The 25,062-nt window shown below is 64.0% G+C and carries 27 protein-coding genes and 2 pseudogenes; all 29 read left to right on the top strand.

All coding sequences use genetic code 11. From position 1 onward, the window contains the following. Nucleotides 1-455 precede the first annotated feature (455 nt). The 29 genes and pseudogenes from ACZK45_RS07585 (at nucleotide 456) to ACZK45_RS07445 (ending at nucleotide 24,979) form a co-directional block, all read left to right on the top strand. Nucleotides 456-2,063, top strand: coding sequence for a DNA cytosine methyltransferase (locus ACZK45_RS07585; RefSeq protein WP_023093468.1), 1,608 nt, complete (start codon nucleotides 456-458; stop codon nucleotides 2,061-2,063). Nucleotides 2,064-2,306: 243 nt separating this feature from the next. Further along, nucleotides 2,307-2,864: a hypothetical protein gene (locus ACZK45_RS07580; RefSeq protein ID WP_034084950.1), complete on the top strand. Its 558-nt coding sequence runs from the start codon at nucleotides 2,307-2,309 to the stop codon at nucleotides 2,862-2,864. Between the two features lie 329 nt (nucleotides 2,865-3,193). Next, on the top strand, nucleotides 3,194-3,406 hold the full coding sequence (locus tag ACZK45_RS07575; protein ID WP_023093466.1) for a hypothetical protein: 213 nt from the start codon (nucleotides 3,194-3,196) through the stop codon (nucleotides 3,404-3,406). Between the two features lie 21 nt (nucleotides 3,407-3,427). Next, on the top strand, nucleotides 3,428-3,820 hold the full coding sequence (locus ACZK45_RS07570) for a hypothetical protein (protein ID WP_023093465.1): 393 nt from the start codon (nucleotides 3,428-3,430) through the stop codon (nucleotides 3,818-3,820). A 174-nt stretch (nucleotides 3,821-3,994) separates the two neighbouring features. After that, nucleotides 3,995-4,681 carry a hypothetical protein gene (locus tag ACZK45_RS07565; protein WP_023093464.1) on the top strand — a complete coding sequence of 229 codons (687 nt, stop codon included), beginning with the start codon at nucleotides 3,995-3,997 and terminating at the stop codon, nucleotides 4,679-4,681. 80 nt (nucleotides 4,682-4,761) lie between these two features. Next, nucleotides 4,762-5,499: a DUF5983 family protein gene (locus ACZK45_RS07560; RefSeq protein ID WP_023093463.1), complete on the top strand. Its 738-nt coding sequence runs from the start codon at nucleotides 4,762-4,764 to the stop codon at nucleotides 5,497-5,499. A 96-nt stretch (nucleotides 5,500-5,595) separates the two neighbouring features. After that, on the top strand, nucleotides 5,596-5,874 hold the full coding sequence (locus tag ACZK45_RS07555) for a hypothetical protein (protein ID WP_023093462.1): 279 nt from the start codon (nucleotides 5,596-5,598) through the stop codon (nucleotides 5,872-5,874). A gap of 283 nt (nucleotides 5,875-6,157) precedes the next feature. Next, the gene (locus ACZK45_RS07550; protein ID WP_023093461.1) at nucleotides 6,158-6,970 is read left to right on the top strand and encodes a hypothetical protein; all 813 of its coding nucleotides are present in this window, start codon (nucleotides 6,158-6,160) and stop codon (nucleotides 6,968-6,970) included. Between the two features lie 123 nt (nucleotides 6,971-7,093). Further along, entirely contained in the window at nucleotides 7,094-7,447 is a 354-nt protein-coding gene (locus tag ACZK45_RS07545) for a DUF3085 domain-containing protein (RefSeq protein WP_023093460.1), read from the top strand. 366 nt (nucleotides 7,448-7,813) lie between these two features. After that, complete coding sequence (locus ACZK45_RS07540; protein WP_023093459.1) at nucleotides 7,814-8,731, top strand: DUF3577 domain-containing protein; 918 nt, start codon at nucleotides 7,814-7,816, stop codon at nucleotides 8,729-8,731. A gap of 57 nt (nucleotides 8,732-8,788) precedes the next feature. Beyond that, complete coding sequence (locus ACZK45_RS07535) at nucleotides 8,789-9,481, top strand: DUF3275 family protein (protein ID WP_023093458.1); 693 nt, start codon at nucleotides 8,789-8,791, stop codon at nucleotides 9,479-9,481. A 94-nt stretch (nucleotides 9,482-9,575) separates the two neighbouring features. Then, nucleotides 9,576-9,902 (top strand): hypothetical protein, encoded by a 327-nt coding sequence (locus tag ACZK45_RS07530; protein ID WP_023093457.1) that lies wholly within the window; start codon nucleotides 9,576-9,578, stop codon nucleotides 9,900-9,902. A 101-nt stretch (nucleotides 9,903-10,003) separates the two neighbouring features. Then, nucleotides 10,004-10,411, top strand: coding sequence for a hypothetical protein (locus ACZK45_RS07525; RefSeq protein WP_023093456.1), 408 nt, complete (start codon nucleotides 10,004-10,006; stop codon nucleotides 10,409-10,411). Between the two features lie 16 nt (nucleotides 10,412-10,427). Beyond that, nucleotides 10,428-10,688 (top strand): hypothetical protein, encoded by a 261-nt coding sequence (locus tag ACZK45_RS07520; RefSeq protein ID WP_003050326.1) that lies wholly within the window; start codon nucleotides 10,428-10,430, stop codon nucleotides 10,686-10,688. Nucleotides 10,689-10,761: 73 nt separating this feature from the next. Continuing rightward, nucleotides 10,762-11,409, top strand: a complete 648-nt coding sequence (locus ACZK45_RS07515; RefSeq protein WP_023093455.1) for a hypothetical protein — start codon at nucleotides 10,762-10,764, stop codon at nucleotides 11,407-11,409. Between the two features lie 64 nt (nucleotides 11,410-11,473). Then, entirely contained in the window at nucleotides 11,474-12,583 is a 1,110-nt protein-coding gene (locus ACZK45_RS07510; protein WP_023093454.1) for a DUF6094 domain-containing protein, read from the top strand. Nucleotides 12,584-12,633: 50 nt separating this feature from the next. Beyond that, nucleotides 12,634-12,954: a hypothetical protein gene (locus tag ACZK45_RS07505; protein WP_023093453.1), complete on the top strand. Its 321-nt coding sequence runs from the start codon at nucleotides 12,634-12,636 to the stop codon at nucleotides 12,952-12,954. Nucleotides 12,955-13,044: 90 nt separating this feature from the next. Continuing rightward, nucleotides 13,045-13,350 carry a hypothetical protein gene (locus ACZK45_RS07500; RefSeq protein WP_023093452.1) on the top strand — a complete coding sequence of 102 codons (306 nt, stop codon included), beginning with the start codon at nucleotides 13,045-13,047 and terminating at the stop codon, nucleotides 13,348-13,350. Nucleotides 13,351-13,485: 135 nt separating this feature from the next. After that, nucleotides 13,486-14,520, top strand: a pseudogene (locus tag ACZK45_RS07495) (DEAD/DEAH box helicase); the annotation flags it as partial. Between the two features lie 617 nt (nucleotides 14,521-15,137). After that, a complete protein-coding gene (gene ltrA / locus ACZK45_RS07490) occupies nucleotides 15,138-16,856 on the top strand; it encodes a group II intron reverse transcriptase/maturase (protein ID WP_033955702.1) in 1,719 nt (572 codons plus the stop codon). A gap of 82 nt (nucleotides 16,857-16,938) precedes the next feature. After that, nucleotides 16,939-18,183, top strand: a pseudogene (locus ACZK45_RS07485) (helicase-related protein); the annotation flags it as partial. Nucleotides 18,184-18,295: 112 nt separating this feature from the next. Continuing rightward, nucleotides 18,296-18,778, top strand: coding sequence for a hypothetical protein (locus ACZK45_RS07480; RefSeq protein WP_023093446.1), 483 nt, complete (start codon nucleotides 18,296-18,298; stop codon nucleotides 18,776-18,778). A gap of 160 nt (nucleotides 18,779-18,938) precedes the next feature. Beyond that, nucleotides 18,939-19,538 carry a PFGI-1 class ICE element type IV pilus protein PilL2 gene (pilL2, locus tag ACZK45_RS07475; protein WP_023093445.1) on the top strand — a complete coding sequence of 200 codons (600 nt, stop codon included), beginning with the start codon at nucleotides 18,939-18,941 and terminating at the stop codon, nucleotides 19,536-19,538. Next, complete coding sequence (locus tag ACZK45_RS07470; RefSeq protein ID WP_023093444.1) at nucleotides 19,535-20,176, top strand: hypothetical protein; 642 nt, start codon at nucleotides 19,535-19,537, stop codon at nucleotides 20,174-20,176. The genes pilL2 and ACZK45_RS07470 overlap by 4 nt, the downstream gene beginning before the upstream one ends. Nucleotides 20,177-20,190: 14 nt before the next feature. Beyond that, the gene (locus ACZK45_RS07465) at nucleotides 20,191-20,916 is read left to right on the top strand and encodes a TIGR03759 family integrating conjugative element protein (protein WP_023093443.1); all 726 of its coding nucleotides are present in this window, start codon (nucleotides 20,191-20,193) and stop codon (nucleotides 20,914-20,916) included. Beyond that, entirely contained in the window at nucleotides 20,898-21,503 is a 606-nt protein-coding gene (locus ACZK45_RS07460) for a transglycosylase SLT domain-containing protein (protein WP_023093442.1), read from the top strand. Before ACZK45_RS07465 ends, ACZK45_RS07460 begins: the two co-directional genes overlap by 19 nt. Then, the gene (locus tag ACZK45_RS07455) at nucleotides 21,500-22,039 is read left to right on the top strand and encodes an integrating conjugative element protein (protein ID WP_023093441.1); all 540 of its coding nucleotides are present in this window, start codon (nucleotides 21,500-21,502) and stop codon (nucleotides 22,037-22,039) included. The genes ACZK45_RS07460 and ACZK45_RS07455 overlap by 4 nt, the downstream gene beginning before the upstream one ends. 4 nt (nucleotides 22,040-22,043) lie before the next feature. Further along, a complete protein-coding gene (traD, locus tag ACZK45_RS07450) occupies nucleotides 22,044-24,233 on the top strand; it encodes a type IV conjugative transfer system coupling protein TraD (protein ID WP_023093440.1) in 2,190 nt (729 codons plus the stop codon). Next, a complete protein-coding gene (locus ACZK45_RS07445; RefSeq protein WP_023093439.1) occupies nucleotides 24,230-24,979 on the top strand; it encodes a TIGR03747 family integrating conjugative element membrane protein in 750 nt (249 codons plus the stop codon). Before traD ends, ACZK45_RS07445 begins: the two co-directional genes overlap by 4 nt. Nucleotides 24,980-25,062: the final 83 nt, after the last annotated feature.

The following is a 25,062-nucleotide window of genomic DNA, read 5'->3' as shown; positions in this document are numbered from 1 at the left end:
TGCGGGACGCCCAGCGCGCAACGCCTTCTTGTCCGTGTGCGCGTCCCGCTTGGTCATCCCCGGCCGCGGGACCTGAAGGTAGCTTCTCCGCGAACCGCCTCCCGCGTTCTGCTGATCTGCATTTCTCCCGCCTCTGCGAAGGGTCCCCCGATGGCTTGCCAGGCTGCGCGAGCCACCCGGAGACCCTTCGTGGTCAGCGGTATTCGGTGCCGGTGCCCGCCGGCGCAAAAACGGGCTCCCTTTGTGCGCGGATGTGCGCCAGACGATGCCGGCGCGAACCACGACATGCGCCGGGTGTGATTGCTGATGAGCAGACGGTTCTAGCGACGACCGGGCCTGCACCAGCCCACGGGTGGTTCTTTCCTCCCGAGCCGAAGGCCGCAAGGCCTTCGGCGCCTTTCTCCTGCCTATCAACGTCCCGGCCCGCCCCGGGCCACACGAACAGGAGACCCGACATGAACCCGCAACCTTGCACCCTTCGCGGTGCGCCCCAGGCCGCGCCACTGCTGTATGGCAGCGTGTGCAGCGGCATCGAGGCCGCGAGCCTCGCCTGGCAACCCCTCGGCCTTGAAGCCGCGTGGTTCGCCGAGATCGACCCGTTCCCGAGCGCCGTGCTCGCTCACCGTTACCCCCACGTGCCCAACCTGGGCGACATGACCGCGATCGCCCGTCAGGTGCGCGCCGGCACCGTGCCGGCGCCCGACATCCTGGTCGGCGGCACGCCATGCCAGTCGTTCAGCGTTGCCGGCGCCCGCCAGGGACTGGATGACCCGCGCGGCGCCTTGACCCTTGCCTATGTGGAGCTTGCAAATGCCATCGACCAAACCCGCCACCAAGACCGCCGCCCGCCGGCAACGCTCGTCTGGGAAAACGTCCCCGGCGTCCTCAACGACCGCAGCAATGCCTTCGGACATTTCCTGGGCGCACTGGCCGGCGAAGGCCGTGCGCTCCAGCCGCCAGGGGAAAAATGGGCGCACGCTGGTTGTGTGTCTGGACCCCGCCGCCGCATCGCCTGGCGCGTGCTCGACGCTCAATATTTCGGTGTCGCCCAACGCCGCAAGCGCGTGTTTCTTGTGGCAAGTGGTGGAGATGGTCTCGATCCCACCGAAGTACTTTTTGAGCGCGCAGGCCTGCTCGGGGATTCTTCTGCGGGCCGCGCGCCGTGGCAAGAAGCTGCCCGCGCTACTGAACCGGGTGCTGCAGCAGCAGGCGGATACGCAGGATTCGCCGGGCTGACGCAGCCCTACGGCAAGGTCACCACGATGTTCGGATTCAGCGGCGGCACCGGCCCCGTCGATGTTGCGGCATGCCTGATGGCCGCGGGTCCCAAGCACGACATCCGCACCGAGACGTTCATGGTGCAGTCCGTCGCCGGCAGCATCGCCCATACCCTCGACACCGCCAACAACGGCAAGGGCAGCAGCGAGGACGGCACCGGCAAGGGCGTGCCGATCATCGCCTTCACCGCCCAGGGCAGCGGCGCGGATGCCACGATCGACCTGACGCCAACGCTGCGTGCCGGCGGGCATCGCAACAGTCATGCAAACGCCGGCGTCGTACCCGCCATCGCCTTCGCGCAGAACAACCGCGGCGAAGTGCGCTTCGAGTCAGGCCATGGACAGGTAGCTTGCACCGTCCTGTCCAACGGCAAGCCGGGCTACGGCGTGCCCATGGTGACCTGCGTTGCCCTCCGGGGACGGCCGCAGGGTCTTGCCGCCGAGCTGGGCGGCAGCGTAGCGGCCGCGCTGCGTACCAGCGGCGGCGGTGCTGACAAGCCCCATGTGCTGGCCCCCGACTTCGAGGCCCATTTCCGCTACGACTGGAACGACCCCGGCCCCGGCGACTGGTCGCAATGGCGGGTGCGGCGGCTGATGCCGATGGAGTGCGAGCGGCTGCAGGGCATGCCCGACGACTACACGCTGATCCCGTATCGCGGGAAGCCTGCCGCTGACGCTCCGCGCTACAAGGCGATCGGCAACTCCATGGCCGTCCCATGCATGGCTTGGCTGGGCAACCGGCTGGTGCAGTGCCTGCACAAGACGGGCTCGACCGCTTCGGATTGATCGACGACGCAGCCTGCGCGCCGCGCCATTCTCGTCCCTGCATTGCCGATGTATCGGCAGCAGCCCGCAGCCAGGGTGTCAAGGCTGCCGTGGGTTCCGCCCACGCCACCCGCCAGTTCGCTTCGGCATCTCACCGGCGAACGCTGCCCACCGGGGCATCGATGCCTCCTTTCTCTAACCCACGGGATGGTCGCCACGTCCCGTCAGGGGCATGTCGCCACCCGGTCGATTTCAGGACTTTCCATGGACACCATCACCAAGCAAGACCGCATCATGCTGAAGAACCTCAAGGTCGCCGACTTCGCCAGCGAGGAAACGCTGTGCTTCACCGCGACCGTCGTGTTCGACGGCACTCCCATCGCCGAGGCCCGCAACGACGGGCATGGCGGCTCGACATTCCTCCGCGCGCTCAATAACAAGACGACGCTGCTGGCTCAGGCCGAAGCCTTCGCCAAGGAACTGCCGCCTGCGCCGCTCGATCTCGGCCAGGAGGGTGAAGACCCCCATTACATCGACATGACGCTCGACTTCCTGGTCGATGAGCTGGCCGATGCCATGCACGCGGAACGCAAGGTGCGAGCCGCTTTCAACCGCGACATCGGCAACAAGGTGCTGTTCATCAAGGACGGCAAACTGCTGTTCATCAAGGGCATCAAGCTCAAGGCCATCGCCGACCGCAAGGCGTACTTCGCTTCGCTGCGCGCCCGGCAGGCCCAGCCCATCGTCATCCTCGCCGAGCTTCCGCCCGAGCAGGCATTCGACCTGTGGAAGCAGCATGTCCTGGGCGACAAGCCCGATTGACCCAGCGCCACCGCACCCTCCTGACAGCCCCGCACTCGATGCGGGGCTTTTCTTTTCTGCGCCCATCAATCGGGGCTGGGTCGGATGCCGTTTTCCCACTGACGCCGAGCGGCCCTCGCACGAAGCTGCCCGCATGTTCGCTGATTCGTCAGCACATGCCAGCAGCCAGGGTTCCAGGCTGCCGCGGGTCCCTCCCGCGTTGCCCACCAGTCCGCATCGCATCAAGTCTGCGGACGCGCGTCCTCGTGACGTCGATGCCTTTTATCAACCGCGTGCGGGAGCTGCCATCCCGTGAGGGACAAGGCCCCGCTTTTCAAAGGAGTCCGTCCATGTCCCAGCAAGCCTCTTTCGGCCAACTGGCCTCGACCTACTGCGGCAAGTTCCTGCCGCTCGAAGTCCTGCAAAGCGCCGCCGGTCACTACATCGGCACGCGCGATACCGAAGGTCCCGTTTCGCGGGAATCCCGCGAGTACTTCCGCAGCTACGCCGCGGCTCAACGTGCGCTCGAAAGAGGCGGCTGGACCCAGCTCGCCACGCCCTGATCCAACTGGAGGAATCACGTCATGAACCAGCTTCTGCCACAGGAAGTCGTCGATCAGATCATGCGGGAAGAGCAGCATTTCGCTGCCGCGCCCCAAGCCTTCTTCGAGGCCTGGAAGCGTGGTGTCGAGATCGCCGGCCCGCAATGGTTCGGCGACGGCACCCGCGAAGGCCTGAACCAGGCCAACACCAAGTGGGATTTGCGTCCCGACATGCTGCGGCTCAACGATGCCCTCGGCGTCCTGAGCAGCGGCGAACGCATGTTCCTGTCCGCCATGGTCAGCTTCTACAACGCGCGCGAGGGCGGTGCCATGCTCAAGCGCTGCCACTTCGACGGGCTGTCGGACTTCGACGGTCTCGACCTGGAACGCCGCAAGGTCATCGCCGACCTGCTGGTGAACTACAGCGGCTGGTGAGCCGGTCTCCGGCACGCCACTGTCCTCTCGATCCCACGTGAGGGACATGCGCCCATGAGGCCATGTCCCTCAATTTTTCTTACCCATCGCCCGGCGCCAACGGCCTTGGGCTATTCCCGCGGATGCCATCGTCCGCATGGGCTGGCTCCGCTCACTTCCCCGAAAGGAGCCACCATGGCAAACAACTACTACGAAGGCACGGGCGTTCTCGTGCTCGACCGCGTTACTCCCGTCATCAAGGCGCTGTTCGGCGCCTTTGCGCTGGATGAAAACCATCCCGGCAATGGGCAGGCTTACATCGCCCAGATCGCCGAGACCAATGACCCGCGCTGGACGGATGTGCTGGATGGCCTGGAAGACCTGGCCACACAACTCGGCATCCCCATGCCCGACGACGAAGAACTGTCGATTCCACCTCTGCTTGAACGGCTGGCCGCGCACTTCGGTGCTGACCAGGACTGGGAGCTGGAGAACCTCATCGAGCACCACCAGTTCGAGGACAGCGCCGACCTGGAAGCCTTGTTTCTGATCGCCTCCTGCCTCGATGACGGTCATCACCTGACCGCCATCCAGTTCGAGGGTTGCTGGCATTGCAGCAAACCGAGGCTGTTCGAGTTCGGCGGCAACGGCTGCTACCTGAGCCGCGAGGCCCAGGTCTTCAGAACGTCCTCGCAGGCACTCCAACTCGGCGACCAACTGCGCAAGACCATCGTGGCCACCGACATCGAAGAGGCCTCGGCGTTGATCGCGCTGGAGGCCGCCAACCTGCTTGCCGGCATCACCGACGAGCATTTCCGCCTGAATGTGCGCCATCGCATCGCCGAACGGCTGGCCCAGACGCCAACGATCAGCGCCGACTGACGCATTTTCCACTTTCAACCCACCGGGTCCAATTCCCGGTGGCGGGGATTGGCTCCATTATTCAAATCTGGAGAGTTGCCATGTCCCTGAAACCCAATCCATTTCTCCGCGGCTACTGGAATCTGAAAATCGTCCGCACGCTGTGCATCAGCTACGAGGACGGAAGCCCGCATGTTTGGCGAATCGTCCACGCGAGCCAAAAGCACTTTTCCGACGAGGAACTGATTTCATCCTCGTGCATCATCACCAGCGATTTCGCCGTGGTCAAAAATGGTCCCCAACCCGTGAATGCCGAGGTACTGGCCGAATGCGATGCCGGAGAAGGTGTCAGCGGTGAAGGCGTAATCGGCGCCGTGGTCTATGCCATCCATGGCGACGACTTCGACGGCCGCCCCATCCACGTCGGCGATACCTATTCGGCTGAAGCGGCACGGGAAGTCGTGCAGCGCCTGAGTTTCGAGACCGGCTACTACAGCCGGTGCTGGGAAATCAGCAGTGCACACATAAGCGAGGAAACCGGCCAATACCTCGCCAACCTGGCAGACCTCGCCACGCCGGAGGCATTCCTGTTCATCGCGTTCCGGGTTCCTTACAGCCCGGCGATCGGCATCAAGCTGATCTCCACCCCCTGGACGGACAAGAACCTGGAGCGCGTCGAGGGGATCAGTGCGGAGCAGCTTCGCCAGGAGCACCGAAGCAAGGGCATGCCGGATGACCTGGCGAACGTCATTGAACTGGCCGGCCAGGCCGATGTGCGCATCCTGATTCTCGACGCCGACGCACCCGTGCTGTTGGGCCTGCCGTTGGCCGAGTCCTAGCAGCCACGCGACACAACATCCTTCCTCTTTGTTCTCCCCATACCAGCCCGTCTCCCTCCCGGAGCCGGGCTGGTTCATTTTCATAGGAGCAACCTCATGTTCCCCAACCTCATCCCTAGCACGTCCGACTTCGAGTACCAGCTCGGTTCCTGCGTCAATGCCATGGGCCAGGACGACGCCATCGGCCAGATCCTGGTATTCGAGCGCATGAGCGGCACGCTGCACATGCGCCATGTCGCCAGCGTCGAACTGGTGGACACCGACATTGACGACTACGAAATGGTCGTCTTCGACGGTGGCAACACCAGCGGCGATACATGGAAACATGTCTTCTTCCCACGTCAGCGAGAACACTACTTCGTGTACGAAGCCTGACCCAACCAAGCCCCTTTCGAGGGGCTTTTTCTTGTCCGAAGCGCTGGAAAGCGGGTGCGACGCTGTGCGATTTCTTGCGGGCAGGCCGCCCATTTCAGAGCCATCCTTGCTCCATGTTCGTCGGCGTTGCCGACACATGCCCTGGCAGCCGAGGCCTTCAAGGCTGCAAGTGCGGGACACCGTGCTGGTCGATTCTTCCTACGGACGTACCGCGTCCATCCACCCACAAGGGACCTCTCCCTTGTGGGCGGGGAATCCCTTGTTCTTTCTCAAGGAGATTCCCATGGATCGCTCTCTCATCAAGACCCTGATGCCTTCGCTTGTCGCAGGCCATGTGCCCCGCAACGTGCGGTCGTTCAAGTACCGCGTGTTCGATGATCAGCCGCAATCCTCGACGCTGGGCTTCGCCATCGATCCCCAACCCTTCGACGGCAAGGTGGTCGCGGCGAATGACGATGCCATCGTCGTCAAGCTCAAGCCCAGCGAGTTCGCGGTGCTCGACCCCAACCTGGTGACCACCGTCCCGAGCGAGGGCGCCAAGGTTCATGTCCAACCCTACGCCCGGCGACGTTTCGACGGCCTGCGCGCGGACACCCCGGAAGTCGTTACCGAGAAGACTTCGGATGGCACGCCTTACACCATCACGAGGCATATCCTCGGCAAAGCGCCCGCCAAGCTGCCCATTCCCGAGCCGCAGTGCATGGAACTGGGCCAACTCATCGAGCAGTTGGAGGAGATGCCCGCGCCCGACGGGTTCCGGTGCATCACCCACATGCTGGTCGATGCAGGTGCCCGCGACTTCGTCTGGGTCGATCCCAAGCCCTCCAAGATCATCGAGACCCCGCCGGCGATCAGCTTCACGGTTTCAACCACCAAGTTCGAGGGTCAGGTGACGATCCTCTACGACCGTGGCGGCGACACCTACGTGGTGGAGCTGCATCGCGACGGTGAATTGATCGATCGGCACGACGAGGTGTATTTCGACATGCTCGGTGACGTGCTGGAGCGGCTCATCGACGACGGGCGCTGGCGCCTGATCGACGTCAGCGTGATCGACGCCAAAGCTCCTCGGCGACGTCAGGCGGTTCCAGCCTGACATGCCAGACAGGAAGCCCAGCGGCACGACTGACCAGTCCATAGCCTACCGGCGACTGCCCCACAAGCCTTCCATCCGTTTGGGTGGAGGGCTTTTTCTTAATCCATACAGGAGATTTCAACCATGTCACTGCGATTCAGAGGCTCCGACCTGCGCCCCGTGCTTGCCGAGGCCATCGCCAACCAATGCCGCGTCGCCCTGGCCAAGGACCAGGGCGTGTACTTCCTCGCCGAGCGCGGAGAGCGCCGCCCCGATGGCCGCGTGAAGCTGCTGGCCTATGCCGTCGGCTGCAACCCGGATATCGACCCGTTCGATGACTGGTGGGAACTGGCACGCGCCGAACTTGGAGGCGACGACTTCGGCGAGTTCTTCGACCCGAAAGACAGCGTTTTCACTCGCATTCTGCAAAGCTCAGATGATCTGGAGCTGTCCGCCACCGCTACGCATCTGTCACTGGCGGCGGTGGAATCGGCGTAGTCAAAAATGTCCGCATACCCTTTGAAGCCCCCATTTTGGGGGCTTCTTTTTGGGCGGAACTGGGCAGCCTGGAAAAAATGGGAAGCGCCCGGATGCCGATTGATTGCTGTCGCACGCGCGAGGCCCGGCGATGCTGCCCCCATGCCTGCTGACGTCGTCAGCGACATGCCAGGCAACCATCGGTCTTCGAGGTTGCGGCGCAGTTTCGACTGCGTGACCGAGCCAGCTCGCACCGCATCCATTCGCGAGCGGCCACCAGTCTCTGGTGGCGGATGCTTTCGCCTTATCAACCCACCGCGGGGTTACGCACCTCTCCCCGCATGCGTGGGCTGGTGTGTCTCCGCTTCATCCCTATGGAGATTCACCATGAACACCACTTCAAACGAGAAATCGTATTTCGACCTCCACACTTCGGGCATCGGCTACATCCAGCGTGTCCGTGAAGTGCCCGTCAGGGGCGGCCGCCGAGCGCAGCCTTTCCTGGCATGCACCATCGCCGCGCTGGTCGGCCCTGCCAGGGACCCCAGCTACCGCTACTTCGACGTCAAAGTCTCGGGTGCCGAGGCCAAGAAGCTCGTCCAGCGCTACATCGGCGTTGACGATCCCAAGCAGCGCCCACTGGTGCGCTTCCGTACTGGCGATCTGCGCGCCGATCCCTTCATCCGCGACAAGGGTGAACGCAAGGGCGAAGTAGGCGGGTCTCTCAAGGCCCGGCTGCTCAAGACCGAACTGATTGACCGGGCCGAACTGGCCTCGATCAAGCAGCACGAGCTGATCACCCGCGGCATCGGCTACCTCAGCCGCCCGAAGGACGTCACTCCCAAAGACGGTGATCCCTTCCTGTCGTGCTGCATCGCAGCGCTGACCGGCCCTGTCGATGAACCGGAGTATCGGTATTTCGACACGATCGTCGCCACCCCTGAAGCCGAGCACCTGGTTCGCCGGTGCGTGCAGGCCATCGAAGCGGATCGCAAAGTGCTGGTCGCCTTCCGTCTGAACGACATGAAGATCGATCCGTACATCCGCACCAAGGGCGAGCACGCCGGGGAACCGGCCGCGAGTCTGGAATCGACGCTGGTCCACATCGGTCTGATCAAGATCGATGGCACCCAGGTCTATCCCACGAGCCAGGCGCAAGCCGAGGCACCGCAGGCCCAGGACGCATCCGCGCCCGAAGCCGAGGACGCTGCCGACACCGCTGCCGAGCAGCCTGCCGAGTCCGCCGAGCGCGAGCCCGCAGGTGAAGTCGAGGAGCAGGAGCCGGCATTGGCTGCTTCGTTCTGATCCGGCATGGCCCCTCACGGGGCCTTGCCTTTTTCCTATTTCTCAAGGAGAAGCATCATGGCAGTCACATCGGCACCCGAGAAATCGGCCACGCCCATTATCGTCCCGGGCCAGCTCGCGCTGCGCACCATTCACGGCCGCAACGGAAAGTTCAACGTTGGCAAGCTCGAATGCCAACTCGGCAAGTTCACGATAAAAGATGCCGAACTGGAGCAGTACCCCGAGGGCAAGTACCAAGGGGAATTCGTCCTCCGCTACATCTTCCTCAAAGGCTATCCGATCAGCGACGGCAGCATGCGTTTCGAGATGCGCGCCAACCTGGACGGCATGACACTTTTCGGCATCGACAAGCTGAGCAAGGCCGAAGCACATAGCTTCGCCCCACAGGAAGTCGATCCGCTCGATGAAGAGCAAGGGCCGCCGCCTGCGGCAACGCCGGTCAAGGCCTCCAAGGCATCCAGGTCCGCCAAATCTGCACCCGTGCAGGCCTCCGCGGACCCGCTGATCGATACGACGCCCTTCGGCGTGGACGCGCCGCCGCCTGCTACGGCTGCTGCCCCCGGCAGCACCGAGGATGGCGACGCCGCACTGTTCGGCCTGTTGTGGCCGCTGGGCGAGTCCGTGAAGCTGGATTCGACCATCGACCGCCGCGCCCTGCGCGCGCAGATCGCCCGCCTGGACGAACTGGGCTACGCGCTGGACTTCAAGACGCAGGAGTGGAGCCGCCGGGCCGAACTGCAACCTGCGTAACCATGGGCGCCGCATCCGCGGTGTCCTTCATCCACCCGCCGGGGTTCCTTCCCCATGCGGGGGAGGCCTCGGCTCCTTTTTGGAGGTCTCCATCATGTCCACCATCGCTTGCGATTCCCCTCGCTCCGCTCTGGATGAACCCGCTTGGCGGGCTCTCTGCGAGACGGAAGCCGCACAAGCCACCAAGGGGTGCGGACTGTCTCACGACTACTACGTCGAACGCTTCAGTTCCGCGATCGACGAGCAAGTTGCTCGATTGCCCGAAGACCAACGCGCACAAGCGCTGCAGATCGCACAGGAATGGGACTACGCGACACCGGCCGAAAGGCAGGAAGCCCAGGACTGGAACGCTGAACACGGCTATTGCTCGCACGGAATCGAACTGGGTTATTGCCCGGCCGGTTGCGATTCGGACTACTGAGGTCCGGCACACGTCATCGCCGCTTGATCGGCTTTTCACCACCCGTCGGGGTTCTCCCCCTGCGGGAGGCCTCCGACTCTACTTTTTCCAGGAGGCCTCTCATGGGCTGGTATTTCTCTCCCCAATCGCGGTCTGAGCTGATCGCGGAATTGATCGCACCGCAGCAGACCGAGCGCGTCAGCGCGAAGGTCATCGCTCACGCACTGCGCGGCAACGTGCTGTGGTCCGTGGTCGAAATGACCGCCAAGGTCGAGGGTGTGCATCGTGATCTCGCGCCGGGCCAGTCCCTGCGCTACATCCGCTGCGATCTGCTGGAACGCAGCGGCAACCAGTGGGGCTACAAGCCGCTGGAAGAGTCCATGCACCCGTACTACTACTCGTGCCCGCTGTCCTATCTGGACCTCGCACCGGAGCAGTCCGCCGACTGGCGTGCAGGCGTTCGCGCCTACCACGCACGGCGACGCACACCCACGGCTGTCACGGCTCCCGCCGCGACGCTGATGGCCTGAGCCAGGAGGAACCAACATGGACCCGATCCTGGCTGCGCTCTCACCCTCGCTGCTGGCACTCGTTGAAGGAAGTTTGTCCAACGACGAAGTGTCCTCCGACGAGGAGATGCTGGAGTACTTCATCAGCAACGGCCTCACCGAGGAACAGGCACGGCAGGCACTGACCTACCGCGACCAGTACCTCAACAACATCTACCTGGACGGCTTCACGCCGATCACGGCGGTGGACGAGGCGCTTCACTTCAACCCGCACACCCGGCAGTTCGAGCCGGACTGAGCGATTTTCTTCCCACTGGGGCAGTACTTGCCCCAGGGGGCGGTGCTGTTCCCGTTCATCCGAGGACACCACCATGCCCGCAAACACTTCTTCCACGCTGTACCGCATCGACGAATGCCCGGACGTGATGGCCGACGCCTGTGTCGGCGATGACCAGGGCAACCTGATCTTCCTGTCCATCTGGGCGCGCGACACCGCCGTCCAGCAGTTCCTTGCTCGCCTGACCCTCGGGCGCGACGAGCAGGGACTGGACCAGTTCCACATCATCACCGATCAGGGCGGCAGCGTCCCGGTGTTCGTCGGCAACGTCGATCGCCTGGAAAAGCGCATGACCCGCGCTTACCGGCGAACGCTGTTCGGTTCGCTGTCCAACGTGTGGCTGTTCGACCGGCGCTGCGTCAAGCCCGACAAGGCCAACGCCAGCGCATTGGCATTGCTGCCACGCGACAGTGCCCACCGGCTTGACCGCCTGTGGATGCTGGTGCGGGACACCTGCCCGTTGCCGCTGCTCGACCACTGGCGCGAGACCGTGCTGGAACTGCTGCAAAGCCGCGAGATGCTGGCCCGCCTTCCGTTCGCCCTCGGGCCGCTGGAAGGCCATCGGCTCGCCATCGACGTGCCGGCGCTGACCTTGGCGCTGGGTTCCCTGATCCGCAGTGACGTGCTCACCGCCTATCCATACCCGGCCAAGATCTGGACGCCGGAAGTGGTAGCGGCCTGACCCACCCACGGAGGCACGCCTTGGCGTGCTTCCGTGTTTCATCCCCGCCAACCAGGAGACTTCCATGGCCCTCATGTTCCCGCGGCTCGCCCGCAATTTCGCCAAGAACGGGTACTACCCGACCGACGAACCCACGCTCGAAAGAGCCCTCAACGCACTGATGCCCAGCGACGGGCCGATGTGCATCCTCGATCCCTGCGCCGGCGAAGGCGTGGCGATCGCCGAAGCCGCCCATGCCCTCGGGCGCGAGCAGGCCAAGGCGTTCGCCGTCGAGTTCGACGCGGAGCGGGCACGCCATGCCCGAGGTCTGGTCGATCACTGCCTGCACGCGGACCTGATGGACACGATGGTCTCCAAACAGTCCTTCGGGTTGCTCTGGCTCAACCCGCCGTATGGCGACCTGTCCAAGGACGTCAACGGCAACATCGGATACCAGGGCCAGGGCCGTGCCCGCCTCGAAAAGCTGTTCTATCAGCGTTCGCTGTCGCTGTTGCAGTACGGCGGCGTGCTGGTCTTCATCGTTCCCGGCTACGTGCTCGACGCGGAGCTGGTCGGCTGGCTGACACGTCACTACACCGATCTGCGGATCTACCGAGCGGTGGAGACGCAGTTCAAGCAAGTGGTGATCTTCGGCCGAAGGGTGCGCCAGCGCGAGCAGGCCCCCGATGGCGTCAAGGCCGTGCGCAGCCTGCTGCTGCAGGTTGGGCTTGGCGAAGTCGAAGCCGAGGAACTTCCGAGCGAGTGGCCGTTCTTGCCATACATCATCCCCGCCAGTCCGGCCGAGCCGGAGCATTTCTTCCGCGTGACGATGGAGCCCGAACAGTTCGCCGACGAGGTTGGCAGGCTGCAAGGCCTCTGGCCGTCGCTGGACACGCACTTGGGGGCCGCGCAGCAGTCGCTGCGTCCACCGGCGCGAGCCTTGTCCCACTGGCATCTCGCCCTGGCCTTGGCCGCGGGCGCGATCTCCGGCGTTGTGCGCTCCCAGACGGGGCGCGTGCTCGTCGTCAAAGGTGACACCCACAAGGACAAGACGCTCCAGCGGGAATTCACCGAACGCGAAGACGGCTCCATCGCCGAGACCCGCATCCTCACCGACAAGTTTGTGCCCGTCATCCGCGCGTGGGACATGACGCCTGGCTCCGCGACACGGGGCGAGGTGTTAACCATCCGCTGATCCACCGGACGCGCTGCCGTCCTGCTGTACCACATCGAAGGAGAAACACCATGTTCCCCAATCCGTTCAAGCGGCCAGCGCCGCACAAGCAACCGTTGTTCGCACCGAGTACGTTGAAGTTGAGCGAGAAGGTGCATTGGCTGGCCCGAAGAGGCCTGATCGACCCCTTAGCCTATGTCCAGCGCCATGTGCGCGGGGACTGGGGCGAGATCGATGAGGCCACACGCCAAGCCAACGACGTGGCGATCCAACAGGACAACCTGATGATCTCGCAGTTCAGGATCACGCCGGACCTGGCGCTAATCGTCAAGACCAGCGAGGACCACGAGACCACGGTGATCCAGCTTCCCGAAGAGCGGGACCTGATCTGACGTCCCCACATCGTCATCCTCATTTTCCTGACGGAGCCACTTCACTCCGGCAGGGGTGTCGTGGCTCAATGACTCATCAAGGAGGAGCCCATGGCATCACATCGCATCGAAACCTACTGTCAGAGCCTGGCGTTCCCCATCGGGGCGCTTATCTTCAGCAAAGGCATTGACCGCCTGGTCCGCTCGGGTCGCCTCGACCCGATCCCGTACTTCAGGCGCCACACCCGTGGCGACTGGGGCGACGTCAACGTCCAGCAATGGCAGGCCAACAGCACCGCGCTTCAATCAGGCGCATCGCTGGCATCGCACTACGTGATCCATCCGGGGCTGGCCATTCGCATCGTTACCGACGCGGAGCGCCACGCCACCGTCATCGTTCTGCCGTCCGAGGACTGAGCACGGTTCAGCCGCTGGCCACCCAGGCCAGCACCTTCAACCACCGTCGGCCACGCGTCGATTTACTTCCCACCACGGGGCATGCCACTGCCCCGCTGGGGGTGGTGCATGCCCCTTTTTCTTTGGAGCATCACCATGTCCCTCGATCTCGAAACCAATGCCGCTGAAGCCGCGCCCGTACAGGGCGAACTGCTCGACGCGGAATCCTCCCCTCTGACCCTGAGCCTTCAGGATTTCGTCGGCGAGTTCGGCGACGAACTGCTCGACGCCCTCAACAGCGCCAACCCGCCGGTCTATACCGGCCAACCGCAAGCACATCGCCAGCTCATCGTCGCCAGCCTCAAGCGCAAGCTATTCCAGGCCCAGGCCGAAGTCGTCCACGCCGCCGCGGAGCTGCTGATTGACCGTGGCGAGCGCGCCGCGATCGTCAATGGCGAGATGGGCTGCGGCAAGACGACCGTCGGCATCGCCACGGCCGCTGTGCTCAACGCCGAAGGCTACCGCCGGACCTTGGTTCTCTCGCCCCCGCACCTTGTTTACAAGTGGCGGCGCGAGATCCAGGAGACAGTAGCGGGCGCGAAGGTCTGGGTGCTCAACGGCCCCGATACCTTGGTCAAGCTCATCAAGCTGCGCGAGCAGTTGGGTGTGCAGCCGACCGGCCAGGAGTTCTTTGTCCTGGGGCGCGTCAGGATGCGAATGGGGTTCCACTGGAAGCCTGTCTTCACCCAGCGGCGCACCCGCCACGGCGACGTGGCGGCCTGCCCGGACTGCGGCACGGTCATCACCGACCTCGACGGCGAGCCGGTCAACCCGGTCGCGCTTGAAGCCGAGGAGTACCGCAGGAAGTGCAGCCATTGCGCAGCGCCCCTGTGGACGCTGATCCGCCCACGCAGCCTGTCCGGCAACGACCAGTCCTCGGCCGTGCTGAAAGCCTTGAAGCGCATCCCGACCATCGGGGCAGTCACCGCGCAGAAGCTGATGCAGAAGTTCGGAGACGGCTTCCTGGCCTCGATGCTCGGCGACAACATCCATGAGTTCATCAATCTCATGGACGGCAACGGCGAGCTGGTGTTTTCCGACCGTCAGGCCACCCGCATGGAACGTGCGATGGCCAACATGGAGTTCGGCTTTGGCGAAGGCGGCTACCAGCCGTCCGAGTTCATCAAACGCGTGCGACGTGAAGTCGCCTGAGTAATTGTTCCAACGGGGGCAACCCCGACGAGGAACCTGATGTTCCGTCATCAGTAGCCTACCGGCACATGCAGGACTGGTAACGGTCTTGTGTGAAGCTGCCGGGACAATGTAGCTGGGCCTTCGGGCCGCGCCGCTGCCGTGAGGCAAGGCGTTACCTGCGAGCATCAATGCGGGTACGGCGCTAGGCTGGGTGGTATGACCAACGCAAGTGAACTGCTGTTAAACACCGTTATGAATGACAAGCCAAAGATGCTGACAGGCTTGAACCAAAAGGTATGCGGTCGGTTGCTCTTTATCCGTTTTGGGGGCACACGGACATCATGACCGCCGGTGGAAAGGCAGGGTCTAACCCATCTCGTTACTCAAGCGAAACACGGTAAGCCCGTATCGCTGCCCTTCGGGGCAGGCAGACCGTAAGGAATGCTGTTGGTGGTGCGGGTAAAGGAATGTGGAGAAAGCGAATGCCGTCCTGTAATGGGACGGATAGGGGTTGAGCCGTAAGGCGACATCATCCCACGCGAAAGCGGGCAGACTTCCACTTGGTCTTTCTCTACGAGAAAACTTGTCCAACCTTCTACAAGAGGGAATTGCAGATGACTACGCAAGAAATTGCTTGCGCGGGTGCGCCCTCACACGAATCGGTCACATGGCACAGCATCGACTGGGCTGCGTGTCACCGTGAAGTGCGAAGGCTCCAGGCGCGTATCGTAAAGGCGACTCGGGAAGGAAAACACGGCAAGGTGAAAGCCCTGCAGTGGATTCTGACCCACTCGTTCAGCGGCAAAGCATTGGCCGTCAGACGAGTCACCGAGAACCAAGGTAAGAAGACGCCGGGCGTGGATGGCATCACATGGTCCACCCCGGAAGCCAAGTCTCAAGCCATGTTGTCAATCAAGCGGCGCGGGTATCGTCCCCAACCGCTGAAGCGTGTCTATATTCCTAAAGCCAATGGGAAGATGCGGCCGCTGGGTATCCCGACCATGAGAGACAGGGCGATGCAGGCGCTATACCTGCTGGCTCTTGAACCCGTGGCCGAGACCACAGCGGACGGACGCTCGTTTGGGTTCCGACCGGAGAGGTCCACGGCGGACGCCATCGAACAGTGCTTCACGGCACTGTCCAAGAAGGTGGCACCGCAGTGGGTTCTCGAAGGCGACATCAAGGGCTGCTTCGACAACATCAGCCATGACTGGCTCATGGGTCATGTACCGACGGATCGCGAGATTCTGAGGAAGTGGCTCAAGGCCGGATACATGGAAGATCGGCAACTTTTTCCAACAGAAGCTGGTACCCCGCAAGGGGGCATCATCTCGCCAACTCTGGCGAATCTCGTCCTCGACGGGCTGGAAGCCAAACTGGATGCTGCGTTCGGAAGAAAGCGGTACGCCAACGGTGTACAGACCCGTTTGATGGTCAACTATGTGCGGTATGCGGACGACTTCATCGTGACAGGACGCTCGAAAGAGCTACTGGAACAGGAGGTCATGCCGATCATCGAGGACTTCATGCGGGAACGGGGGCTCACGCTCTCACCCGAGAAGACCAAGATCACGCACATCGACGAGGGCTTCGATTTCCTCGGGCAAAACGTGCGCAAGTACAACGGCAAGCTGTTGATCAAGCCGTCGAAAGCGAACGTGGCGACCTTTTTGGAGAAAGTGCGCTCGGCGGTCAAAGGCAATAAGGCGCTGGATCAGCCTCGGCTGATTCGGATGCTCAACCCAATGATCCAAGGCTGGGCGAATTATCACCAGCACGTCGTGTCCAAAGCGACGTTCGCGCGTGTCGATCATGAGATTTGGCGTGTGTTGTGGCAGTGGGCCGTTCGTCGGCATCCGCAGAAAAGCAGCGTCTGGATCAAGCAGCGCTACTTCCACTCCGTAGGCACCCGTAACTGGGTGTTTGCGGCGGCGACGGGTGAAAGGTTCCCTGATGGGAACCCCATCCTGTCGTCACTGCGGAAGGCAACGGATACGCCCATTCGGCGACACCGGCCAATCAAGTTGGAAGCCAATCCATTCGACCCGACGTGGGAGACGTACTTTGAGGAGCGTGTAAGCCTCAAGATGCAGAACTCACTGCGGGGCAGGAAGAAGCTCATCAACCTCTGGTTGGCACAGGATCGTCGTTGTCCGATCTGCCAAGAGTTGATCACGCAGGAGACGGGGTGGCATGTCCACCACATCATTCGGCGGGTCGATGGCGGAAAGGATGGGAACACCAATCTCATCATGGTGCATCCAAACTGTCATAACCAGATTCACGTCAATGGTCTCAAGGTGGTGAAGCCGGTCCGCGAAAGCGGGCTTTGAAAGGCTTGAGCCGTATGAGGGGAAACTCTCACGTACGGTTCTTAGGGGGGGATGGGCCAGCAATGGCCTGTCCCTACCCGACTACCTGCCGCAAGGCACGTTCGACCTGCTCATCGCCGACGAGGCGCACGAGTACAAGAACGGCGGCAGTGCCCAAGGCCAGGCCATGGGTGTGCTGGCAGCGAAGGCTCGCAAGACCTTGCTGCTGACTGGCACGCTGATGGGCGGCTACGGGGACGACCTGTTCTACCTGCTGTTCCGAGCCCTTCCGGGGCGGATGATCGAAGACGGCTACCGCCCGACCACGAGCGGCAGCATGACCTCGGCCGCGATGGCGTTCATGCGCGATCACGGGGTCTTGAAGGACATCTACTCCGAGAGCACCGGCACGGCGCACAAGACGGCCAAGGGCACCAAGGTATCGGTGCGCACGGTCAAGGCCCCGGGCTTCGGCCCCAAGGGCGTCTTGCGCTGCATCCTGCCGTTCACGATCTTCCTCAAGCTCAAGGACATCGGCGGCAACGTCCTGCCGCCGTATGACGAGGAGTTCCGAGAAGTCGCGATGGACACGGCGCAAGCCGCGGCCTACCGCGATCTGGCGGGTCGGCTGACCGCGGAGCTGAAACAGGCTCTTGCACGACGCGATACGACTTTGCTGGGTGTGGTGCTCAACGTGCTGCTGGCCTGGCCAGATTGCTGCTTCCGGTCGGAAACCGTGGTGCATCCGCGCACGCGCAACACCTTGGCGTTCGTCCCGGCTCAGTTCAACGAGTTCGAGTTGACGCCGAAAGAGCGCGAGCTGATCGACATCTGCAAAGAGGAGAAGGCGCAGGGGCGCAAGGTCCTGGCCTACACGGTCTATACCGGCACACGCGACACGACCAGCCGGTTGAAGGTGCTGCTAGAGCAAGAAGGTTTTCGGGTGGCGGTGCTGCGCGCAAGCGTGGATGCCAGCCGTCGCGAGGACTGGATCGCCGAGCAACTGGACCGTGGCATCGATGTGCTCATCACCAACCCCGAGCTGGTTAAAACGGGACTGGACCTGTTGGAGTTTCCGACGATCGTGTTCATGCAGTCGGGCTACAACGTGTACTCGCTGCAGCAGGCGGCACGCCGCTCCTGGCGCATCGGGCAGAAGCTGTCCGTGCGCGTGATCTACCTCGGCTACGCCGGTTCCTCGCAGATGACCTGCCTAGAGCTGATGGCCAAGAAGATCATGGTCTCGCAGTCCACCTCGGGCGACGTGCCCGAATCGGGGCTGGATGTGCTCAACCAGGACGGTGATTCCGTCGAGGTCGCACTGGCCCGGCAATTGGTCGCCGCCTGACCCCCACGCCATCGCCGGCCTAGTGCCGCCGGCTTTCTGTTGTTCCTACCTCGTAGCCATGCCCGTGTTCTTCGCGGGCATGGCTACGCATTTTCATTTCAAGGAGATTTCCATGAACACCAACACCCCTTCGATCGAACCCGCAGACGGCGGCGAGATCGAGATGCAAGTCGCTGTTGCCTGCGTCGATGTTTCCGGCACCCCCGACATGCCGGTCTTCAAGGTCAGAACCACCCAGGAGGAATACGATCAGGGTGCCCACTACTACAAAGCCAAGGATCTGGCCGAAGAAGCCCGGTACGAAGGGCCGTTCGTCTGCTTCGACGCTGCCGAATATGGCCCCATCCTGTCGGCCGCCCGCGAACTGGGCCTTGCCCCGCAGGTCGTCGTGGTCGATATGACCGACGGCCAGATCCACTCCATCCGCTGCGACACCGGCGAGATCAAGGTCGTCTGCTACGACACCAGCGACACCGACGAGTACTCGGCGGCGGTGGCGGACCGGCCGCTCGGCGAGAACGGCCAGCTCGTGCGCTGCTGGGCGCATGCCCAACTGGCACAGGTCGATCCCGGCTTGAAGCTGGCTCGGGATTGATTCGGCAGAGTCCGATCTGCGCTTTCACTGGCCCCTTCGGGGGCCTTTTTCTTTGGAGTGAGGCTGTCGGGAAATCGGGCGCTGCCTGGTTCGCATTGTTTGCTGCTGCTCGTGACCCGAGCGGCGATGGTGAGGGCTCGATGTTTCAGGACGACGCGCCATGTGCCCCTCTCCACCGTGGTTTCACCATCCCGAACGCCGCCTGCTGGCGGGATTTCTCGGCCTGCTTTGGTTGGTACTGGCTGGCGGCTGCGCGACAACGACTGCACCGCACGCACCCGATGCCTTCGAGGAAGTCTCGACCGCGCCCGAACCCGAAGCACCCGAGTACATCCCCGTTGTGCGCTACGGGCGCTACACGTTGGTCGAGCTGGCCCCCACGGCGGCGCAGCGCGACCTGCTGTTGCAGACCATCGATGTTTCGATGCCGGCGGATGCCCGCGTCACGGTCGGCGATGGGCTGCGGCATGTGCTCAAACGCAGCGGCTACAGCCTGTGTCAAACAGCACATGCCGTGATCGAGTTGTATGCACTGCCGCTGCCGGCGGCGCACCTGCATCTCGGTCCCATGACTTTGCGCGACGCGCTGCTCACCCTGGCTGGTCCGGCCTGGGAACTGCACGCGGATGACCGCGCACGACAGATTTGCTTCGAGCGGCCCGGCGACAGCGTGGCCATCGAACCAATGCCCGAACCGGCCGCCGCCGATGCGGTGCAGACCTTCCCACTGATGCCCTCCATTCCAGGCGGCCAGCCATGAACACTCCCCAATCTTCGCGGCGCCCGGCTGTCGCCGTGGTGATGCAAAGCCTGCTCTGGCTCTGGCTGCTCGGTCTCAGCGTCATCGTGGCCCTCGGCTACCAGGCGATGAGCGACCAGGCCGACGAGAAACGGCTCGACTCCCGTTTGCAACGCCTCGAAGCGCAGACGGTGGCCCTGGCTGAGACCATCGGAACCATCCAGCAGCGTCCGCCTGTCGCAACGGCGGCGGACCTCAAAGAAACCCGCCAAATCCTGGAAGCACGCGCTTCCCAGGTTGAGAAAACATTGAGCAGCTACGCAGCCGCCGACGACCTTCAGGCGCTGCGCGCGGAGATCGAGCAGATCAAGACGCGCCAGACCGCCGCGCGTGCAGCAACACCCACCCAGCCGCGCACATCGAGCAAGCCCGCCGCCAAGCCTGAACCGCCGCCACTGCCGTTCCGCATCGTCGGCGCCGAACTGCGCGCCGGCCAGCTCAGCGTGTCCGTCGTGCCGAGCAGTGGAAACTCTACGCCCGACCAGCTACAGGTGCTGCTGCCCGGTGATGCGGTCGGTCCATGGCGCTTGCAGGCAATCGATGGCAGCGCCGCGGTGTTCCAAGCCGGCGACCAGACCCGTCGCGTGGCGATTCCCTGATCGGAGCACACGACATGAAGCCGTCGATCATCCTTTCCGCACTCCTGCTGGCTTCAGTCCAGTGGCCCGCGTGGGCGCAGCAGCCAGCCACAGCTCCCGCCCGCAATGCGCAGAGCCAGGAGCGCCCGCTGGCCGCCCGCGTCCTGGACGACCGAGTAGCAAGCAACTGGGGCCTCCAACCCCAGGAATGGGCGCGCTACCGCGAGCTGATGGATGGGCCGCTGGGCATCTACTCGCCCAACCTGGACCCGCTGTCTGCCCTAGGCATCGAGGCACGCACCGACGAAGAACGGCGGCGCTATGCAGAGCTGCAGGTGCAAGTCGAGGCACGCCGCGTCGAGAAGCTGCTCGCCTACCAACGTGCCTACGACGAAGCCTGGCAGCGCCTGAACCCCGGCATGCAGCGCGTGAACCTGCCCGACGACGGGCCGGGCACCGGCACCGCGCGCGGCAGCGGTCGCATGGCGGTGTTCGTCAAGGACGGCTGCGCGGTCTGTGGGCAGCTCGTGCAGCGGCTGCAATCCTCGGGTGCCGAGTTCGACCTGTATATGGTGGGCAGCCGCCAGGACGACGCACGCATCCGCGACTGGGCCAAGCGCGCGCAGATCGACCCGGCACGCGTGCGCAGCGGCAGCATTACCCTCAACCACGACGGTGGCCGCTGGCTGTCGCTGGGCCTGCCCGGTGACTTGCCCGCGACTGTGCGCGAGGTGAACGGCCAATGGCAGCGCCAGCCGTAGCGGCCACCTCCGTCTCGCAGCTCTTGCGCGCACTGGTGCTCGCTACCGGCCTGTGCGCCTGCGCCGCCCATGCCCAGGAGATTCCGCCACCCGCCTACCAGCTCGCCGCCCAGCGGGCGGGCATCCCCTCGACCGTGCTCTACGCCGTGGCCTTGCAGGAGAGCGGAGTTCGACGCAACGGGCGCATCGTCCCGTGGCCGTGGTCCCTCAATGTCGCCGGCCAGTCGCGCCGCTTTGCCACGCGCGCCGATGCCTGCTCGGGCTTGCAACAGGCAATGCGCGCCACGCCTCACACGCGCATCGATGCAGGCCTGGGCCAGATCAACCTCGGCTACCACAAGCACCGCTTCACCAGCGCGTGTGACCTGCTGGACCCGTATCGCAACCTCGCCATCGCCGCTGAAATCCTGAACGAGCAGCACACGTCCGGCGAAGACTGGCTGCTCGCGATCGGCCGCTACCACCGTCCTGCGGGCGGCGAACCCGCCGCCCGCTACCGGCGCAGCGTGTCGCGCCATCTCGCGCGTGTGCAGGGCGCACGTCCAAACGCGGCGGTGCTCGCCGCGCGCCAGGAGACTTCCCCATGACGAAATCCCATCTGGCCCTGCGGGGCCTGCTTGTGCTGCTGGCAGGACTGCCGCTGGCATCGCGTGCCGGCGATCCGCTGATCGTGGTCGAAGATCGCGGTGGCACGTCGGCGCTGCCGTACTACGAGGCCCTCAACCTCCAGCCGCGCGCCGATGTCCCGGCCCGTCCCCCCATTCCGACGCCACAGGTTCCCGCCACACCCGCGGACGAGACAGCGATGCTGCCGGTGCGCAGCGCCAAGCTCACGCCCGGCACCGTCGCGCGGCGCGTGATCGAAGCGCCCGGCCTGCGGCCGTTCGTGGTCATCGGCGACGACGACGCCTCCCGGGCCTGGTTGCAGCGCCGCAGCGTTGCTTTGCGCGAACGCGGCGCGGTCGGCTTGGTGGTCAATGTCGAGACCGCGCAGGGCCTGGCACGGCTGCGTGCCCTGGTGCCGGGCGTGCCGCTTGCGCCCGTAGCCGGAGACGACCTGGCCGATCGCCTGGGCCTGCGGCACTACCCGGCGCTGATCACGGCCACCGGCATCGAGCAATGAAGCCATGTCGGGGAAACAGCCGGTCGAGGTTCTGCTACGCCCAGCGGTGGAGCTATACACCGTCGCAGCGTGTGCAGGCGCCGCGTTTCTGTCCCTGGTGGCCCCATGGTCGCTCGCGCTGAGCCCGGCCATGGGCGTCGGCAGCGCCTTGGCGTTCGGCGCCTATGGCGCGATCCGCTACCGCGATGCCCGCGTGATCCTGCGCTACCGGCGCAACATCCGCCGCCTGTCGCGCTACGTGATGACGAGCAAGGACGTGCCCGTCAGCCAGCAGCGGCTTTTCATCGGGCGCGGGTTCCTGTGGGAACAAAAACACACCCATAGGCTGATGCAGACGTACCGGCCGGAGTTCCGCCGATACGTCGAGCCGACGCCTGCCTACCGGCTGGCACGGCGACTGGAGGAGCGGCTGGAGTTCGCGCCGTTCCCGCTATCCCGGCTGTCCGCGCTCACGGGCTGGGATGTGCCTTTCAACCCGGTGCGTCCGCTGCCGCCTGTGGGCGGCCTGCCACGCCTGCACGGCATCGAACCGGACGAGGTGGACGTCAGCCTACCGCTCGGCGAGCGTGTCGGGCACTCGCTGGTGCTGGGCACCACGCGCGTGGGCAAGACGCGACTGGCCGAGTTGTTCGTGACCCAGGACATCCGCCGCAAGAGCGCTGCCGGCGAACACGAAGTCGTGATCGTCATCGACCCCAAAGGGGATGCGGACCTCTTGAAGCGCATGTATGTCGAGGCCAAGCGCGCGGGCCGTGAAGGCGAGTTTTACATCTTCCACTTGGGCTGGCCGGAGATTAGCGCCCGCTACAACGCGGTGGGCCGATTCGGTCGCATCTCGGAAGTCGCCACCCGTATCGCAGGGCAACTCTCCGGTGAAGGCAATAGCGCGGCCTTCAGGGAGTTCGCGTGGCGCTTCGTCAACATCATTGCCCGTGCCCTAGTGGAACTGGGACAGCGCCCGGACTACATGCTGATCCAGCGGCACGTCATCAACATCGACGCGCTGTTTATCGAGTACGCCCAGCACTACTTCGCCAAGACCGAGCCCAAGGCCTGGGAGGTGATCGTCCAGATCGAGGCCAAGCTCAACGAGAAGAACATTCCGCGCAACATGATCGGGCGCGAGAAGCGCGTGGTTGCGCTGGAGCAGTATCTCTCCCAGGCGCGCAACTACGACCCGGTGCTCGACGGACTGCGCTCGGCAGTTCGGTACGACAAGACCTACTTCGACAAGATCGTCGCGTCATTGCTGCCGTTGTTGGAAAAGCTCACGAGCGGCAAGATCGCGCAGCTCCTGGCACCGAACTATTCCGACCTGGCCGACCCGCGCCCGATCTTCGATTGGATGCAAGTCATCAGGAAGCGCGCCATCGTCTATGTGGGACTGGACGCGCTGTCCGACGCCGAGGTTGCCGCAGCGGTCGGGAACTCCATGTTCTCCGACCTGGTTTCGGTGGCGGGCCATATCTACAAGCACGGGATCGACGATGGCCTGCCGGACGCCTCTGCTGGCGCGCGCGTGCCGATCAACGTCCATGCGGACGAATTCAATGAACTCATGGGTGACGAATTCGTGCCGCTTATCAACAAAGGCGGCGGCGCCGGGCTGCAAGTCACCGCGTACACGCAGACCCTCTCGGACATCGAGGCCCGCATCGGCAACCGCGCGAAAGCTGGCCAGGTGATCGGCAACTTCAACAACCTGTTCATGCTGCGCGTGCGCGAGACGGCCACCGCCGAACTGCTGACGCGGCAGTTGCCGAAGGTCGAGGTCTATACCACTACCATCGTCTCAGGGGCAACCGACAGTTCGGACATCCGCGGCGCGACGGATTTCACGTCGAACACCCAGGACCGCATCAGCATGTCCAGCGTGCCGATGATCGAGCCATCGCACGTAGTCGGCCTGCCCAAAGGCCAGTGCTTCGCGCTGCTGCAGGGCGGCCAGCTTTGGAAGGTTCGCATGCCGCTGCCGATACCAGACCCGGATGAAGTGATGCCGGCGGACCTGCAACAACTGGCGGGGTACATGCGCCAGAGCTACAGCGAGGCTACGCAGTGGTGGGAGTTCACCAGTTCCCCGACCTTGCAGAATGCGGCCTTGCCCGATGACCTGCTGGATGATGCGGCTCCAGCCGAGTCTGCTGCGGTGGCCACCGCCACCGACCACAATGCCGACGAGGCCGCGCCATGAAGGACGCCGCATCGACCGCGCAGCGGGAGCAGAACCAGCGCCAGGGCCTGATCGTCGGCACCGTCACCTTGCCGTTTCGCTTGCTTGGAGTGCTGATCGGCTCGCTGCTGTTCTCGATCGTGGTGGAGTGCGTCGGCATGCACCTGTTCTGGAAGGACCAGGGCTGGCGCCATTCCCAGCAGATGTTGCAGTACGAGCTTGGACACCTGTCCAGCCACTTCACGCGCAGCGTGGTCGTGCAGGAGCCGGGGCGCACAGCGCACGAGTTGGTGGATACAGGCTACGAATGGGTGTTTGTTCGCTCCGGGCTGCTGGCGCGCATGAGCCAGACCGCCGAGCGCGTCCGCGCACCCAGCCACGAGCAGGCGCGCAACTTCCGCTACTACATCAGCCAAGTCTATGTCTGGGCCGAGAGCTACCTGATCGCCGCGGCCTTCACGACGCTGACCTTCCTAGTGCGCCTGCTGGTCCTGGTGCTCACGCTGCCGCTGATCTTCACGGCCGCTTTCGTCGGTCTGATTGATGGTCTGGTACGACGCGACGTGCGCAGGTTCGGCGCGGGCCGCGAATCCGGGTTCATCTACCACCGCGCGAAAGCCAGCCTTATGCCCCTGGCCGTGCTGCCGTGGATCACGTACCTGGCACTGCCGATCTCGGTGCATCCATTGCTGATCCTGTTGCCGAGCGCCGCCTTGCTGGGACTGGCCGTGAGCCTGACTGCGGGCAGCTTCAAGAAGTACCTCTAGCCGATCAATCCGGTCATCCGCAGGTTCCTATTGTTTGCGGCCTGAAACAGCCCTGATCTCCACGATCTAGCCATTGCTGATCA

The organism is Stenotrophomonas sp. 63632_Sma, from assembly GCF_056482875.1.
The sequence above is the reverse complement of the archived record's forward strand: the minus strand, read 5'-3'. Positions and strand labels throughout refer to the sequence as shown.

Excerpts from the sequence above, each read along its gene's own strand:
- ACZK45_RS07585 (WP_023093468.1), top strand. The coding sequence starts at position 456 with ATGAACCCGCAACCTTGCACCCTTCGCGGTGCGCCCCAGGCCGCGCCA.
- ACZK45_RS07580 (WP_034084950.1), top strand. The coding sequence starts at position 2,307 with ATGGACACCATCACCAAGCAAGACCGCATCATGCTGAAGAACCTCAAG.
- ACZK45_RS07575 (WP_023093466.1), top strand. The coding sequence starts at position 3,194 with ATGTCCCAGCAAGCCTCTTTCGGCCAACTGGCCTCGACCTACTGCGGC.
- ACZK45_RS07570 (WP_023093465.1), top strand. The coding sequence starts at position 3,428 with ATGAACCAGCTTCTGCCACAGGAAGTCGTCGATCAGATCATGCGGGAA.
- ACZK45_RS07565 (WP_023093464.1), top strand. The coding sequence starts at position 3,995 with ATGGCAAACAACTACTACGAAGGCACGGGCGTTCTCGTGCTCGACCGC.
- ACZK45_RS07560 (WP_023093463.1), top strand. The coding sequence starts at position 4,762 with ATGTCCCTGAAACCCAATCCATTTCTCCGCGGCTACTGGAATCTGAAA.
- ACZK45_RS07555 (WP_023093462.1), top strand. The coding sequence starts at position 5,596 with ATGTTCCCCAACCTCATCCCTAGCACGTCCGACTTCGAGTACCAGCTC.
- ACZK45_RS07550 (WP_023093461.1), top strand. The coding sequence starts at position 6,158 with ATGGATCGCTCTCTCATCAAGACCCTGATGCCTTCGCTTGTCGCAGGC.
- ACZK45_RS07545 (WP_023093460.1), top strand. The coding sequence starts at position 7,094 with ATGTCACTGCGATTCAGAGGCTCCGACCTGCGCCCCGTGCTTGCCGAG.
- ACZK45_RS07540 (WP_023093459.1), top strand. The coding sequence starts at position 7,814 with ATGAACACCACTTCAAACGAGAAATCGTATTTCGACCTCCACACTTCG.
- ACZK45_RS07535 (WP_023093458.1), top strand. The coding sequence starts at position 8,789 with ATGGCAGTCACATCGGCACCCGAGAAATCGGCCACGCCCATTATCGTC.
- ACZK45_RS07530 (WP_023093457.1), top strand. The coding sequence starts at position 9,576 with ATGTCCACCATCGCTTGCGATTCCCCTCGCTCCGCTCTGGATGAACCC.
- ACZK45_RS07525 (WP_023093456.1), top strand. The coding sequence starts at position 10,004 with ATGGGCTGGTATTTCTCTCCCCAATCGCGGTCTGAGCTGATCGCGGAA.
- ACZK45_RS07520 (WP_003050326.1), top strand. The coding sequence starts at position 10,428 with ATGGACCCGATCCTGGCTGCGCTCTCACCCTCGCTGCTGGCACTCGTT.
- ACZK45_RS07515 (WP_023093455.1), top strand. The coding sequence starts at position 10,762 with ATGCCCGCAAACACTTCTTCCACGCTGTACCGCATCGACGAATGCCCG.
- ACZK45_RS07510 (WP_023093454.1), top strand. The coding sequence starts at position 11,474 with ATGGCCCTCATGTTCCCGCGGCTCGCCCGCAATTTCGCCAAGAACGGG.
- ACZK45_RS07505 (WP_023093453.1), top strand. The coding sequence starts at position 12,634 with ATGTTCCCCAATCCGTTCAAGCGGCCAGCGCCGCACAAGCAACCGTTG.
- ACZK45_RS07500 (WP_023093452.1), top strand. The coding sequence starts at position 13,045 with ATGGCATCACATCGCATCGAAACCTACTGTCAGAGCCTGGCGTTCCCC.
- ltrA (WP_033955702.1), top strand. The coding sequence starts at position 15,138 with ATGACTACGCAAGAAATTGCTTGCGCGGGTGCGCCCTCACACGAATCG.
- ACZK45_RS07480 (WP_023093446.1), top strand. The coding sequence starts at position 18,296 with ATGAACACCAACACCCCTTCGATCGAACCCGCAGACGGCGGCGAGATC.
- pilL2 (WP_023093445.1), top strand. The coding sequence starts at position 18,939 with ATGTGCCCCTCTCCACCGTGGTTTCACCATCCCGAACGCCGCCTGCTG.
- ACZK45_RS07470 (WP_023093444.1), top strand. The coding sequence starts at position 19,535 with ATGAACACTCCCCAATCTTCGCGGCGCCCGGCTGTCGCCGTGGTGATG.
- ACZK45_RS07465 (WP_023093443.1), top strand. The coding sequence starts at position 20,191 with ATGAAGCCGTCGATCATCCTTTCCGCACTCCTGCTGGCTTCAGTCCAG.
- ACZK45_RS07460 (WP_023093442.1), top strand. The coding sequence starts at position 20,898 with ATGGCAGCGCCAGCCGTAGCGGCCACCTCCGTCTCGCAGCTCTTGCGC.
- ACZK45_RS07455 (WP_023093441.1), top strand. The coding sequence starts at position 21,500 with ATGACGAAATCCCATCTGGCCCTGCGGGGCCTGCTTGTGCTGCTGGCA.
- traD (WP_023093440.1), top strand. The coding sequence starts at position 22,044 with ATGTCGGGGAAACAGCCGGTCGAGGTTCTGCTACGCCCAGCGGTGGAG.
- ACZK45_RS07445 (WP_023093439.1), top strand. The coding sequence starts at position 24,230 with ATGAAGGACGCCGCATCGACCGCGCAGCGGGAGCAGAACCAGCGCCAG.